This window comes from Deinococcus marmoris (assembly GCF_001949125.1).
GTDB classification, from domain to species: Bacteria; Deinococcota; Deinococci; order Deinococcales; family Deinococcaceae; genus Deinococcus; species Deinococcus marmoris_A.
The window spans coordinates 1-14123 of sequence record NZ_MSTI01000151.1; the positions used below are offsets into that span (position 1 = coordinate 1).

At 64.6% G+C, this 14123-nt stretch carries 14 protein-coding genes and 1 pseudogene; 13 read left to right on the forward strand and 2 right to left on the reverse strand.

Features of this window, described 5'->3' with window-relative positions:
• A pseudogene (locus BOO71_RS28490) lies at positions 1-273 on the reverse strand (IS1 family transposase); the annotation flags it as partial.
• Positions 274-636: 363 nt separating this feature from the next.
• Between BOO71_RS28490 and BOO71_RS21320 the strand changes: the two are divergent.
• From BOO71_RS21320 to BOO71_RS21330, 3 genes are all read left to right on the forward strand, one after another.
• Complete coding sequence (locus BOO71_RS21320) at positions 637-912, forward strand: hypothetical protein (protein WP_075835842.1); 276 nt, start codon at positions 637-639, stop codon at positions 910-912.
• A 626-nt stretch (positions 913-1538) separates the two neighbouring features.
• A complete protein-coding gene (locus BOO71_RS21325) occupies positions 1539-2243 on the forward strand; it encodes an AzlC family ABC transporter permease (protein ID WP_254843244.1) in 705 nt (234 codons plus the stop codon).
• Complete coding sequence (locus tag BOO71_RS21330; RefSeq protein ID WP_075835845.1) at positions 2240-2545, forward strand: AzlD domain-containing protein; 306 nt, start codon at positions 2240-2242, stop codon at positions 2543-2545. Before BOO71_RS21325 ends, BOO71_RS21330 begins: the two co-directional genes overlap by 4 nt.
• 115 nt (positions 2546-2660) lie before the next feature.
• On the opposite strand, the gene BOO71_RS21335 is transcribed toward BOO71_RS21330, so the two are convergent.
• Positions 2661-2963, reverse strand: coding sequence for a hypothetical protein (locus BOO71_RS21335; RefSeq protein ID WP_075835848.1), 303 nt, complete (start codon positions 2961-2963; stop codon positions 2661-2663).
• 602 nt (positions 2964-3565) lie between these two features.
• Here BOO71_RS21335 and BOO71_RS21340 point away from each other — a divergent pair.
• The 10 genes from BOO71_RS21340 (at position 3566) to BOO71_RS28040 (ending at position 14088) form a co-directional block, all read left to right on the forward strand.
• The gene (locus BOO71_RS21340) at positions 3566-4342 is read left to right on the forward strand and encodes a DeoR/GlpR family DNA-binding transcription regulator (RefSeq protein ID WP_075835851.1); all 777 of its coding nucleotides are present in this window, start codon (positions 3566-3568) and stop codon (positions 4340-4342) included.
• The gene (locus tag BOO71_RS21345; protein WP_075835853.1) at positions 4342-5832 is read left to right on the forward strand and encodes an endo alpha-1,4 polygalactosaminidase; all 1491 of its coding nucleotides are present in this window, start codon (positions 4342-4344) and stop codon (positions 5830-5832) included. The genes BOO71_RS21340 and BOO71_RS21345 overlap by 1 nt, the downstream gene beginning before the upstream one ends.
• Positions 5829-8309 carry a hypothetical protein gene (locus BOO71_RS21350; RefSeq protein ID WP_217694927.1) on the forward strand — a complete coding sequence of 827 codons (2481 nt, stop codon included), beginning with the start codon at positions 5829-5831 and terminating at the stop codon, positions 8307-8309. Before BOO71_RS21345 ends, BOO71_RS21350 begins: the two co-directional genes overlap by 4 nt.
• Before the next feature lie 10 nt (positions 8310-8319).
• Entirely contained in the window at positions 8320-9255 is a 936-nt protein-coding gene (locus BOO71_RS21355; protein ID WP_083653713.1) for a carbohydrate ABC transporter permease, read from the forward strand.
• Positions 9242-10120: a carbohydrate ABC transporter permease gene (locus BOO71_RS21360; RefSeq protein ID WP_083653714.1), complete on the forward strand. Its 879-nt coding sequence runs from the start codon at positions 9242-9244 to the stop codon at positions 10118-10120. Before BOO71_RS21355 ends, BOO71_RS21360 begins: the two co-directional genes overlap by 14 nt.
• A gap of 88 nt (positions 10121-10208) precedes the next feature.
• Positions 10209-11450: an ABC transporter substrate-binding protein gene (locus tag BOO71_RS21365; RefSeq protein WP_075835859.1), complete on the forward strand. Its 1242-nt coding sequence runs from the start codon at positions 10209-10211 to the stop codon at positions 11448-11450.
• The gene (locus tag BOO71_RS21370) at positions 11450-12460 is read left to right on the forward strand and encodes an N-acetylglucosamine kinase (protein WP_075835862.1); all 1011 of its coding nucleotides are present in this window, start codon (positions 11450-11452) and stop codon (positions 12458-12460) included. Before BOO71_RS21365 ends, BOO71_RS21370 begins: the two co-directional genes overlap by 1 nt.
• On the forward strand, positions 12457-13413 hold the full coding sequence (locus BOO71_RS21375; RefSeq protein WP_075835865.1) for an SIS domain-containing protein: 957 nt from the start codon (positions 12457-12459) through the stop codon (positions 13411-13413). Before BOO71_RS21370 ends, BOO71_RS21375 begins: the two co-directional genes overlap by 4 nt.
• Positions 13410-13907, forward strand: coding sequence for a class II fructose-bisphosphate aldolase (locus BOO71_RS28495; RefSeq protein WP_254843245.1), 498 nt, complete (start codon positions 13410-13412; stop codon positions 13905-13907). Before BOO71_RS21375 ends, BOO71_RS28495 begins: the two co-directional genes overlap by 4 nt.
• Before the next feature lie 10 nt (positions 13908-13917).
• Positions 13918-14088 (forward strand): hypothetical protein, encoded by a 171-nt coding sequence (locus BOO71_RS28040; protein ID WP_175607500.1) that lies wholly within the window; start codon positions 13918-13920, stop codon positions 14086-14088.
• The last annotated feature ends 35 nt before the right edge of the window (positions 14089-14123 follow it).

Genomic DNA, 14123 nt, shown 5'->3' on the forward strand with positions numbered 1-14123 from the left:
GTGGGTGAGTTCAGCGGTCTGCTTGAAGCTGTTCCCGCGCGTCACGTGCTCCACGATGCTCTCCACCCGCTCCCAGGGGAGTTTCACGTTCCACAGGGCAGTGCCTTTGAGTTCACTAAATTCCCGGGTGCAGGTCGAGCAGCGGAGCAACCGGCGTGGCCCCGAGCGCGTGTTGTACCACTTGCGGTGACGAATATTCCCGAGACCTGACTGTCCAGCGGCTGGACAGGCGGGGTTAAGGCAGCGGAAACTGTCGAGTGAGGGTGATTGCATACGTCCGGGGATACGCCCCGGACGCCCCTCATGTCAGGCATGTCGGTTATGATTCCAGCCTTCTACTCGGGGCAGGTAGAGGTACAGTAGAGGTACTTAGCATGGGAACACCACGCTCTCCTCAACCCGCATCGTCGGGCCTCCTCCAGTCCCGAACTGGGCCTCTTGCCTACCTGGTCATGACAGCGTACGCGTCATTGTCGGGCGTCATCCGAGACAATGGAAAGCGATGAATTCGGGGTGGGTAGCCCACAACTCTTCTGTCAGGCGCTGCCTTCATTATTCCTTGAGTGGAGCTTCAGCGGATGCTCAGCGGGGCAAGTTGTGACATGCCTGGAATCAGGTCCTGATTAGCCTGGATCCATGGGAAAAGTTCCAGTCCGCAAGTTCACCTACCTGGACTACGAAATAGAGATCATCAGGGAACGAAGAAATCTACCACCCATCTCGAAGTTCGAACCCCGGCTGGGCATCGAAGTCCGCTACGGCCTGAAGTTCGGCGGTCAGATGACGGATTGGAGCGAGTTCGTCGAAGCCACGAATGATGAGGTGTCCGCGAACAGCCTGGTAGAGATAGGGCTGTGGCGGGCGCGGGAACTGAGGAAGAAAGCAGCGAGTGTCGTCTCACCCGCAGCCTGAGCAACCCGTCCTGGCCCACCGAATCATTGGCTTGCCCAAGCCGGGCAGTTGCCGAAGCCCTGACAGCGCAGGCCCAGCCCGTGCAGGCACATCGGTCCGCGCACCTTCGGACGGGTCTGTAGTGGCGGTGGACCAGGCCAGTTACGCCCGAATCTGCTGACAGCGGCGGCGGTGCTTTGAAGCTTCCTTCGGCACCGCTGCCACACCGAGCCAAAGAAAAAGCCCCACGCATTGTGGGGCGGTATTCCTGCCATCACGCGGGCAGGTCCTGCTGTTGGCAGCAAGTTAGCCCGCCCGGTGTCACAGAAGCATGACGTTCGTTCCCCGCATGAAGAATTGTTTTATGTGCTGCCCAGACATTGAAAATGCCCCGGAGGACGGCAGTTCAGTCGGCTCTTTCTCGGAACGCCAGCAAGACTGGGCCACCCTCAGCGTCCGAAGCGCGCTGGCCTCCGTTTTCTTCGGCCACACGCCGAAATCCGTCCAACACGCTGCGGTCAGAATCTACCTCCACACCTGACTCGTCCTCTGACCTGCACACCGCGACTGCTTTGCAGTGTGACATGGCAACGAGCAAAGGTGGATGCTTGTCCTCGCCTGCCCGTCGGATGCGGCATCCTGCGGGCATGACCGATCCCTCCATGCCCTCGCCAGGGGGGGCCAGTTCCTTCTGGAAAGGCCTGCGCGCCTTCTTGCCGCTGGTTCCGGGCGTCATGCCCTTCGGCATGGTCGCGGGAATCGCGGCGGTGCAGGCCGGATTCACGCCCCTTCAGTCCATGGCTTTTTCGCTGATCGGCTACGCGGGATCGGCGCAACTGGTCGCTTCACAGATGTTCGGCCAAACGCCTGTCCTCTTGATCGTCCTGGCCACCCTGATCGTGAACCTCCGCTTCGCCATGTACTCGGCCTCAATGTTGCCTCTCTTTGACGGTGTGCCGCTTGCACGCCGCTGGCTCCTCGCCTACGGCCTGACCGATCAGAGCTACGCGGTGACGATGGGGCGGCCCACTGCAGAGCCTGACCCGGTGGCGTACTACACGGGAGCAACCGCGCTGATGTGGCTCACCTGGCAGGTTGGGACGTCTGTCGGCGCGCTGCTCGGCGCGAAGATTCCCGCCAGTTGGCCGCTGGAGTTTGCCGTGCCGCTGAGTTTTATCGCGCTGCTCATTCCGGTGCTGAGAAGCAGACCACAGGTGCTTGCGGCAGGAATCTCCGCTGTGGTTGCGGTGGCCGCCCACAGCTTGCCGTTCCGCCTGAATCTGATTCTCGGGGCGGTGTGCGGCATTGCTGCGGGCCTGCTCGCCCAACGTTGGATGGGGCGGCAGCGATGAACACCTGGTTGTTGATCCTCGGCGTCGGTGTCGGCAGCGTTATGCTGCGCGCGTCGTTTCTGGTGTTGCTGCGTGACCGCAAGCTGCCAGAGAGTCTCACGCTGTCTCTGGGGCTGGTGCCTGCGGCGGTACTGGCGGCCCTGATCGCGCCGGAACTGCTGTATGCCAGGGGAACAGGTGTCTTCGATCCTTTCAGTCCACGTCTGGCGGCGGGTCTGCTGGCCGCAGCGGTGGCCTGGAAAACCCGGAATCTCCTGTTGACGCTGATCGTGGGCCTGGGTCTGCTCGTGGTCATGGGCTGACCCGCCCGCCTGGGGTTTTCGGTGGCCGGCCATGACGCGGTCAGGATTCGGCTGTACACCTTGATCTCGCCCTGCATGTCTCCCCATATGGAAGGACACCTGTCCGCTGGAGCGTTTACCAGCGTCTGCGGTACAGCAGTCGGCCAGCCACACCCGGGTCTACCAGGGAACACACGCTCACCTTGCCGCTCTCCAGCGCGTTGTGGCGGCTCATGGGCGTCACCGACTTGACGATCATGCGCCACATACCGTTGAACAGCGCCTCACCGACGTAGCCTTCCGGCGAGGCGCGCTGATTTGCGCCGCCGGGCGAGGTGTTCGGGGCCGCGTCGGTTCCCAGCTTCAGAATGCTGCCGGCCAGGCTGCTGGGAATCCCCAGTGTTTCGGGGGCCGGGAGCGGCAGATGTATGTGCCGCATCACGGCGACGGCTTTGGCTGGAGCAGGTTACCCGTCGTCCCCCAGCGAACAGCTCTGGGCGGCGGTTGCGGGAGTGAGGACGAGGGCGAGGAGTAGAAACAAGGCAACGGGTCTGCCGTCCAGGGGATAAAAGCCTCCCTGACGGCTTCTGCTCTAATTTTTCAATTTTATCAACAGTGTCCAGAACAGTGTTTTCCTCGAAATCTCGTTGTGGGGCCTGGAGAGAATATGGCCCACTACGGGGTGGGCGGAGGTACCTGGCCCAGGTGATCGACACTGCTGGGGCCGGGGGAATGCGCGGATACCAGAGGACTTGCCCATGTGGTCTGGCAAACCAGCACCAGGATCCCGAACTGACGGAATGCGGGTCGGGCTGCCACGCACTCAAGCTCCGCATACGCAAGCGTGTAGAGGCAGTCGAGGACAGGATTCCCCGGCGATTCCGGCTCGGCGTGCGCGACAAGCTACAACGGCATGATCGGATACGATCACATATATGGTTGCTTCTGATCGAATCAGGTGCTAAAGTTTTCTCAACCGATCAGTTCGATTACTCAAATCCTCCCTCTTTGAATGGCCTTCTCTCTGGCCAGGGGTACCCCATGCAGTCAGACCGCATCAACAAGATCCAGCACCACCTCTACAGCGCGGGCTTTGCCAACGTGCAGGAACTGGCCGAGGCGACGGGTGCCTCCATCGTGACCATCCGGCGCGATCTTCAGCGGCTGGAGGAAAACGGCATCGTCACGCGCACCCACGGCGGCGCGCGGCTGGCCGAGGCAGCGGGGCCGGAAATGGCCTTCCAGTCGCGCGTACAGGAAAATCTGGAAGCCAAGAGGGCCATCGGCGAGGTGGCCTACGGACTGCTCCAGCCGCACACCACCGTCTTTCTGGATGCCGGCACCACCGTGCTGCAACTGGCGCGGCGGCTGCGGGTCGAGCCAATTCCGCTGACCATCTTCACCAACGGGCTGGCCGTCGCGCAGGACCTCGTGAACGTGGATGGCCTGAGCGTCAACCTGCTGGGCGGCCAACTGCGCAACGAGAACCTGAGCATGGTCGGCCCCTACGCCGAGCGGCTGCTGGGCGAGTTCTGGTTCGATCAACTGTACCTGGGCACCAGCGCCGTGCGCGGCGACGCCCAGATGTACACCCTGAATCCCGCCGAGGCCAGCCTGAACCGGGCCATGATCGCCCGCACCTCGCAGACCATCCTGCTGGCCGATGCCAGCAAGTTCGAAAGCAGCGCGCCCTACGCGGTGGCCCCCATTTCCGACATCCAGACCGTGATCACCGACAGCGGGCTGGACGCGGCCTGGAAGGCCCGTCTGGCCAAACTCAAGATCGACACCACCCTCGTTTCCCTTGGGAGAAAATGATGAAAAATACAGTGAAATCCGCCGCCAAACGCACTGCCATGACCCTGGCCCTCACCCTCCTGACCGTCGGGCTGGCCCAGAGCGCCAGCAAGGGCGGCGTGCCCGAAACCAGCGTGGCGCAGGCGGTCAAGCGCACCATCACGCTGGGCGGTGACCTGAAGCAGTGGGACGGCCTGCCGCAGTACAAGGTAATCCTCAGCAACGGCGTGCCCAGCGTGCCCGTCAGCAACAGCGGCTATTACAGCGTGGCCTACGACGACCAGAACCTGTACGTGCTGGGCGTCTTCGATCAGCCCAAGGACACCGTGAAAGCCGTGCTGAAGACCGATGCGGGCGAGTGGTGGAACGACGACGTGATGGAGCTGTTCATCCGCACGCAGCCCTTCGTGAGCGCGCCGCAGGAGGCCCACTTTTCCATCAACCCGGCAGGCACGCGTTTCAAGGCTTACAACGCCACCACCGACTACAAGAGCGTGGGCCGCATCGAGGACAAGCGCTGGGTGCTGGAGCTGGCGATTCCGCTGAACACCGCCATTCTGCCTGCCGCGAAAGCCGGGGATATCTGGGCGCTGAAGGTGGGCCGCGAACACCAGAAGGCCGCCGAGTACCCGATCTGGCCAGTGGGCGGCGATTTCAACTCGCCCAACAATTACGGCTATCTGGCCTTTACCGAGAAGCCCGCCGAACCCAGCGCCCTGGCCACCGCCGTGACCGAGAAGCTGGGCAAGTCCCCGGCGGGAACGCCGCTGGAAAGTCGCGTGTCGGACATCGGCTCGTATGGGGTGTATTACGGCAAGAAGGCCGCCGACGTGCAGAAGCTGCTGAACTATGACCTCGCCATCGTGCAGCCCGGCACCGTGACTGCCGCACAACTCAAGATGCTGCACGACAACGGCACCCGCGTCGTCGCGTACATGACCATCGGCGAACTGGACCGCAACAGCGCCGCCGCGCCCACGGTGGACCCGAGCTGGATTCTGGGCGAGAACAAGAATTGGGGGTCCAAATTCATCGACGCCTCGCAGCCCGGCTGGCAGAAGATCGTGGCGGATCAGGCCGCAAGCCTGAAGAAGCAGGGCTTCGACGGTTTCTTCCTGGACACGCTGGACACCGCCGACGTGTACCCCAAAGTCGCGCCGGGCCTGGTCAAGATCGTGCAGGACCTGCGCGCCGCCTATCCCGACGCGGTGATCGTGCAGAACCGGGGATTTGCGCTGCTCAACCAGACTGCGCCCAGCATCGACGCGGTGATGTTCGAGAACTTTTCGAGCATGTACAGCTTCGACAAGAAGACCTACGGCAGCGTCAACGGCGATCCCAGCTTCGTGGAGTCGCTGTCCAAGCGCGGTCTGAAGGTGCTGACGATGGATTACGCCCTGCCCAACCAGCAGGACCTGATCACCCGTGATTACCAGCGCGCCAAGTCGTTCGGCTTCGTGCCTTACGTGTCCACCATCGGACTGGATCAGATCTACGAGGCCAACCCTTGAGGCGGGCCAGGATCAGCCATCAACTCCTGATCGTCACCGCGCTGATCAGTCTGGCGTCGTGCTCCTCAGGTCCGTCGTCACCTGTGGTACAGGGCCGAAGCGGGGCGGCGACGGTGTCCGCACAGGCCGTCAGCAAGGCCCCCTCACGCCTGCGTTACGGCGACGGCACCTCCAAAGTCGCCAGCTTCGCCACCTACTACCGCGTGCCCGACAACACCACGCTGACCGCACTGGGCCAGAAGGACTTCAACATCGTCCAGCCGGATATCACCGCAGACCAGCTCAGTGCCATCCAGAACATCAGTTACGGCGCGGTATACCTGGCGATTGGCGAGCTGGGCAACAACAACACCTACTACGAGAACGGCGTGGCCAGGACTGGCCAGACCATCTACGACGCCCACAAAAACGACAGCCCCAAGTGGTTTCTGGGCGTCAACGGCAACTTCGGCGCGTACATCCTGAACCTGACCAACCCTGCCGTGCGCGCTTTCGTGGCGCAGCAGGCCGACGCGCTGCTGGACCGGGGCTTCGACGGCCTGTTTCTGGACACTGCCGACGACGCCGAGTTCTTCAGCAATGCGGATATTGCCGGGAGCACGTCGCAGGTCTACGTGGAGGGCGCCGTCTCGCTGGACGCGGGCCGCCCGGACTACCCCACCATGCGCCGGGCCTACATCGACACCATCAAGGCGCTGCGCGGCGTGGCTGGAAACGCCCTGCTGGTGCAGAACGGCGGCTTTGACCTGCTGTTGGACCGCCAGAACGCGGGCGACGGCACGCAGGGCTACATAGATGCGTTAATGCACGAGGTGGCAATCACCAAATCCAACAAGCCGCTCCCGGTCGGTGGCGTTGCAGCCGACGACGCGGTCTGGCCCTTCCAGCCACAGAACTACGAAACCTGGGAGAAGTTCTACGAACGGAATCAAGCTGCAAATCCCAAACAAACCGACGCTGACCGGGCTTTCCGTGCCAACCGGGATGCCGTAGCACTGGAATACTTCAAGTATGGCGACGGCGTGGTCTTCCAGCAGGACTTCGGCCACCCGGAGAATTACGCAGTGCAGTGCGCGTCGTACAACTTTGCCCGCGATCTGCGCGCCACGCAACACAAGGACGGCTGGATTGCGGCCTACTCGGACGCGGCCTTCAACCGGGTCTACGACTATGCCGACAGCACGCCGCAGATCAGGGCCATTCCTGGCTGCGAAACCTACGACAAGGTGACAGCCCCGGATTTCACCACCACCTTCTCGCCGCCCTCGCTGAATACCGGCGTGGGCCGCAGCGCCACCGCCACGCTGAACCTTGCTGCCGTCAGCGGATACTCGGGCAAGGTCAACCTGAGCCTCGGCAACCTGCCTGCCGGAATCACCGCCACGCTGAGTCAGACGCGCGTGACGCCCGGTCCGCAGACCCAGGTGACGCTGACGCTGAATGTCGCGGCCTCGGCGGCGGCCAGCACGTACATCATCCCGGTTCGGGCGCAGAGCCAGGGCGAGAGCATGCGTTATGACCTGCGCCTGAAGACCTGGAAGACCACAGGTGACAGCGTGTTCGTCGCGCAGGCCGGGCTGGGCAAGGTGCTGGCCTTCGATTCCAGCGCGTCATTGACGTCCAACACCGCCCCGGCGCGCAGTCTGCCCACCGCCAGCGTGCAGCAGGCGTGGAACGTGGCGCTGGACTCGGCGGGCAACCAGTACGTCGTAGACAACGTGGCGGCGGGCAAGGTGACCCGCTTCCCATCGTTCAGCCTGAACAGCGGCGCGGGCGTCTCACAGATCCGCAACCTGAGCTATCCCACCGGTCTGGCTGTAGACGCGCAAAGTCACCTGTGGGTGGTGCAGAGCGGCAGCACGCCGGGCGGCGCAGCAGTCACGACGCCGCATGTCGGGCGCTACGACAACGGCTCGACCACCGAGAGCCTGGGCTTTAACGTGGACCGCGCCCTGGGCCTGGGCTTTCCGCAGATGCTGGCCCTGGACGGCAACACGCTGTGGCTGAACACCAACTTCGGCCTGATCCTGAAATACAACGTGACAGGTACGCCCGTTCTGAGCGGCGTGTACACCTTCCCTGGCACGCTCGACGATCTGGGCGGCGGCACCCTGACCGTGCAAAACGGAACGCTGTGGATCAGTGGCAAGAATGCGGGCGTCAGCAGCGTGATGGCCGTCAACATCGCCGCGCTTCCCGCCGCCAACGGCCCCTACTCGGTCAACGGGGATGCCGCCGTGACTAGGACCATCACCGCCGGCCTGTATGACCCGGCGGGGCTGGCCTTCGACAGCGCGGGCAACCTGTGGGTGGTCAATAAGACTGGCGCAGCGGGCGTGGCCGGGACCAATCCGAATGACCCCGGCTCGCTGATTCGTTTTTCCGCCGCCTCTCTTGCCACCAGCACGCCTGCTCCCAGCCTGAACATCGGCCTGGGCAGCCGCTACCCCGTCGGTCTGGCCGTCGGTAAGCCTTAAGGAGCCAAGCATGCAAAACGCCGCTCCACTCGCCACCCTGGCCGCCCGCAAGCGGCGTGTCTCGCCCATGCGGCGGCAGGAAACGCTGCTGGCAGCGCTGCTGATCCTGCCCAGCACCCTGGGAATTCTGGCCTTCGCGGTGCTGCCCATCGCGGCCTCGCTGGGCATCTCGCTCACCGACTGGGGCGGCCTGAGCAAACCCAACTTCGTGGGCCTCCAGAACTACGCCACCGCGCTGCAAGACCCCCGCGCCACCTCGGCCCTGTCGCACACGCTGATCTATGTGCTGCTGGCGGTCCCCACCGGACTGGCGATCTCGCTGACGCTGGCGGTGTGGATCAACAACCTGAAGGCGGGCTGGCTGCGAACCGTGTTCCGCACGGTGTATTACCTGCCAATGGTTACCATTGGCGTGGCCGTGGCGCTGCTGTGGCAGGTGCTGCTGGCCCCGCAGGGGCTGGTCAACCTGATCCTGGGCTGGCTGGGTGTCCACGGTCCCAACTGGCTGGGTTCGCCGTCCTGGGTGCTGCCCGCCGTGGCCGTATTCAGCGTCTGGCAGGGTTCGGGGCAGGGAATCATCCTGTTCCTGGCCTCGCTGGCAAGCGTGCCGAAAGACCTGTACGAGGCGGCGCAACTGGACGGTGCCAAACCCTTTGAAGCCTTCCGCTACATCACCCTGCCGATGATCAGCCCCACCGTCTTCCTGGTGCTGGTGCTGAGCCTGATCGGGGCCTTGCAGGTGTTCGAGGCCGTGCTGGTGCTGTCCAATGGCGGCCCCGGCGACAGCAGCACCACGGTGGCGCTGTACATCTACAAGACCGCCTTCACCTTCTTCAAGATGGGCTACGCCTCGGCGCTGGCCTGGCTGCTGGCCATCATTCTGATCGGCCTGATGGTGGTGCAGTGGCGCAACCAGAGCAAATGGGTGAACTATGACCAGGTCTGAACCTCTCCCGGAAGTCATGACCCGCCGCGACGCCTCACTGAAGGCGCGGGCACGGGGATCGCAGGCGGCGTTGGTGGGCCTGTTGACCCTGGGGTCCATCGCCATCCTGCTGCCCTTCGCGTGGATGATCCTGACCGCCTTCAAGACCCCCGCCGAGGCGTACACCTGGCCGCCGGTGTGGCTGCCCGCCAAATGGAGCCTGGCAAACTTCACGCAACTGTTCGACACCATTCCCTTCGCCCGGATGTTCTTCAACTCGGTGTGGACCAGCGTGCTGATCGCCAGCCTGAACATCCTGTCTGCCGCTCCTGCCGCCTACGCCTTTGCCCGGCTGCGCTTTCCGGGGCAGGGGCTATGGTTCGGCTCGCATCTGCTCTCGCTGATGATTCCCTGGCAGGTCACCATCATCCCGGTCTTCCTGCTGGTGCGCTATCTGGGCTGGTACGACAGCTTCACGGCCCTGATCGTTCCCAGCATCGCCAGCGGCTTCACCGTGTTCCTGCTGTTCCAGTTCTTCCGCTCGCTGCCCCGTTCGCTGGAAGAAAGCGTGCTGATCGACGGCGGCTCGTGGTTCACGGCGCTGAGGCATGTGGCGCTGCCTGCCGCCAAGGGCGCCATCGCGGCGGCGTGGCTGTTTTCCTTCCTGGGCAACTGGCAGTCCTTTATCTGGCCGCTGATCGTGTTGCAGAGCAGCGAGAAGATGCTGCTGCCAGTGGGGCTGCTGAGCCTGCAAAACCAGTATTCCGTCAACATCCCGGTGCTGATGGCGGGGGCCACCCTGTCCACGCTGCCCACCGTCATCGCCTACATGTTCGTCCAGCGCTACCTGACCGACGCCGCGATCACCAGCGGCCTGAAGGGGTAATCCAGCCATGCCGACTTTCGCTCTCTCCACTCCCGTTTCCAGCGTCCGAACCCTTTTCCGCCCTCTCACCCGTTCTGGAGGCACCACCATGAAAAAGACCCTGCTCCTGCTCGCCGCCCTGAGTCTGTCCACCGCTGCCACTGCCGTCAACATCGACTACGCCACCTGGGACGGCACCCGCCAGAAGGCCGACGAGGCGCTGATCGCCGCCTTCAACAAATCGCACCCCGACATCACGGTCAAGTACAACCTCGTTCCCTGGGGCGTGTACTGGCAAAAGGCCGCCGCGATGGTGGCCGGCGGCAGCACCTACGACGTGATGTGGATGAACCTGGACAACTTCCCCTTCTACCAGTCGCAGGGCGCGCTCTCGCCGATCAAGCTGAACGCCAAGACGACGGCGGCGCTGCCCAACGTGCGAACCGCGCCGTACAAGGTGGGTGGGCAACTGTACGGCGTGCCGCTGGGGCCGCAGCCGGTCACGGTCTACATCAACCGCGCGCTGTTCAAGGAACGCGGCGTCCCGATTCCCACCGCGAGCTGGACCTTTGACCAGATGGTGGCCGCCGCCAAGAAACTGACCTTTACCAAGGACGGCAAGCAGATCTACGGCATCAACGGCGCGGACCTCCAGTCGGATCTGGAATACGGCATGAGCTTTTACTACGGCGCAGGCGGCACGGGCCTGATCAAAAAGACCGGCAACAGCTACACGGCCAGCCTGGACGCCACCTTTGCCAAGACCTCGCAGAAGCTGCTGGACCTGATCTACAAGGACAAGGTGGCCCCCGGTCCACAGGCCGCCAGCCAGCAGGGCTACCAGATGTTCCTGGCCGGGCAGATGGGCATTCTCGTGCAGGGCAGTTGGATGGTCAGCACCTGGGACCAGAACAAGGACCTGGACTGGGCCTTTGCGCCGTTTCCCAGCGTGGACGGCAAGCAGCCGCGCCCGGTGGTCAGTGCCCACGCGCTGGTGGTTCCGGCAGGCAGCAAGAACAAGGAGGCCGCCCAGACGCTGGTGACCTGGATGAACACCAGCCCCCAGGCCCAGCGGATGCTGGCGCAGGAGGGGTTGCTGCCCACTCTGGCCGAGAACTACAAGAGCCAGTACCTCCAGGCGCTGCCGGGCCGCAACGCCCAGACGGTCTTCGCGCAGCTTCCCAACTCGGTGGTCATCAACGCCAGCCTGCGCAACGTGAAAGTGCTGCCGGAAGTACTGACGGTGCTGAGCCAGAAGATGAACCTGGCCTGGACCGGCAACGCCAAACTGCCCGACGCGATCAAGCAGGCGACCACCGAGATGGATACCCTGCTGAAAACGGCCAAATAATGACCGCGCGGGCCGGGACCAGTCATCCAGAGGCCAGTCATCCAGAACAGTGGGTGCTGGGCCTGGACGGCGGCGGCAGCAAGACCGCGCTGGCCTATGTCAGCGGCGCGGGGGAGGTGGTGGGGCCGTTTTACGCTCCCGGCATCAATCCCTTCGACCGCCCGGATTGGGAGGCCATCATGCGCGCTTTTCTGAGCGCGTGGCCTGCCCCTGGCCCGCTGGTCCACGCCTCTCTTGGTCTGCCCGGCTACGGCGAGTCCCCGGCCTTCAGCGCCCGGCAGGCGGGCGTGTGCGCCGACCTGCTCGGCACCTGCCCGCACAGCGTCATGAACGACGTGGCGGCCGCCTTCGTGGGGGCCTTCGCGGGTGGACCGGGCGCGCTGCTGCTGGCCGGAACCGGCTCGATGGTCTGGGCAGATGACGGCGCGCGCCAGATTCGCACCGGCGGCTGGGGTGAGGGCTTTGGCGACGAGGGCAGCGCGTACTGGATCGGGCGGCGGGCGCTGGGTCTGGCCAGTCAGTCGCTGGACGGCAGGCATCCCGACGCCGATTTTGCGCAGGCGCTGCTGACCCCCGTGCTGGACGGCCCCCCCACCCAGCCGGACCTGCTGATGTGGTACCACGGGCAGGCGCATGTCCGTTCCGCCGTCGCCATGCTGGCCCGCTCGGTGGATCATCTGGCCGAGGACGGGCAGCCCACCGCCTGCACCATTTTGCTGGAAGCTTCAAAACTTCTCGCCCAGCACGTCAGTGCCGCCCGCCAGCAGCTTGGCACACCTGATCTGCCCTGGAGCTACGCGGGCAGTGTGCTGGGCAGCCGCACGGTGCTGGGCGCGCTGACGACGCTGCTCGGCCAGCCACAATCTCCCGCGCTCCCTCCCCTGGGCGGCGCGCTGTTCCACGCCGCCTCCCGCGCCGGATTCACCACCGATACCGACTGGCAGGCACGGGTCCGCGCGCCCCTGCTCTCCACCTCAACCCCTCAACCTCTTCTTCAGGAGCAAGCATGAATCCCACCACCCGCAGCATCCAGGAACAATTCCCCCTGTGGAGGCAGGCGGCCCAGACCGATCTGCCCGCCCTGACCCGCGACGACATGCACGTCCTGATCGGCTGCGGCACCTCGTACTACCTGGCCCAGAGCGTGGCCGCCGCGCTGAACGAGGCGGGCTTCCAGGCGCTGGCCGTGCCCGGCGGCGAGTGGCTGCACCGCCCGCAGTCTTACCTTCCGGCAGGAACGCGCCCGCATGTGCTGGCCTTCTCGCGCAGCGGCGAATCCACCGAAACCGTGCAGGCCGCCGTCCGCAGCCGCAAGGATGGCCTGCACGTCACCGCCCTGACCTGTGAGTCGGGCAGCAGCCTGGCAAAGAACGCCGACACGGTGCTGTACGCCCCCACCCATCCCGAGGAAGGCATCGTGATGACGGCCTCGGCCAGCCTGATGCTGCTGCTGGGTCTGCGGCTGGCGGGGCTGGAGATGACTGGAGAGAAGATCACCGCCTCTGAACAGCTTCTGAACGAGGCGTACGGGGGCTTTGCCGCCGCCATCGCCGGGCGCTCGCATTTCGTCTTCCTGGGCGCGGGTTCGCTGTTCGGCGTGGCGCAGGAGGGGGCGCTGAAGCTTCAGGAAATGAGCCTGACCTACACCCAGGCCTACCATCCGATGGAGTACCGCCACGGTCCGATCAGTCTGGTGGACGAGCGCACCGCCGCCGTGGTGCTGTACCACCCCGACTCGGCAGCCGAGGAAGGCCGACTGGCGCGTGACCTGATGGGCAAGGGCGCGAGGGTCATCGGCTTTGGCGGACCCGGCGACGTGAGTTTTGAGCTGACAGGCGATGCCAGCACCCGCGCCCTGGGGGTGCTGCCTGCCCTCCAGATGCTGGGCGAGTGCGTGGCGCAGGCCAAGGGGCTGGACACGCTGACCCCCCGCTGGCTGACCAAAGTGGTGACCCTCGCGTGACCGTGGCGGCTCCTCAAACCTCTGCCGACATCATCCGCGCCGCCCGCGCTGGGGGCTACGCGCTGGCGGCCTTCAACGCCGTCAACCTGGAAACCGCGCAGGCCATCGTGCGGGCGGCTGAGGCCGTGCGCGCGCCCGTGATCCTCCAGTTCTCCCAGAACGCCGCCCGGCACGGCGGGCTGGCGCAACTGGCCGCGCTGGGCCAGAGCCTGAAATCGGATGAAGATGTGCCAACGTTCGTAGAGGCGGTGGGGCGCTGGCCCGGCGGCGCGTTTGACCTGCTGGTGGTGGATCTGAATCTGCCAGATGGTCTGGGCATGGACCTGCTGGCCCGCGCACTGGAACTGGCGGCTGGTGTTCCCGTGGTGGTGATGAGCGGCCATGAGAACCCCAGGCTGGCCGCGCAGGCGGTCCAGTTGGGGGCCAGAGGCTATGTGATCAAGGACCTGGAGGCCGCTGAACATCTGCACGACATCGTCGCGCAGTTGACTTGAGCCGTCCGAGGTGTACACCACGCTGGCCAAGGCCCTACGCGGTGCGCTGTTCGGAGAGGGCGACTACACGCTTGAGGGCAAGACCAGCCGGGTCAAGCTGCGTGAGCATGATGCCGAGGCCATGGAAGGCCAGCGGCAGGCGGACGTGGAGCGCGAGCTGGCGGAGAATCTCCCAGCCTAGTGGGGGCTCTGTCAGGGAAGCTGCGTCGAGGCGCA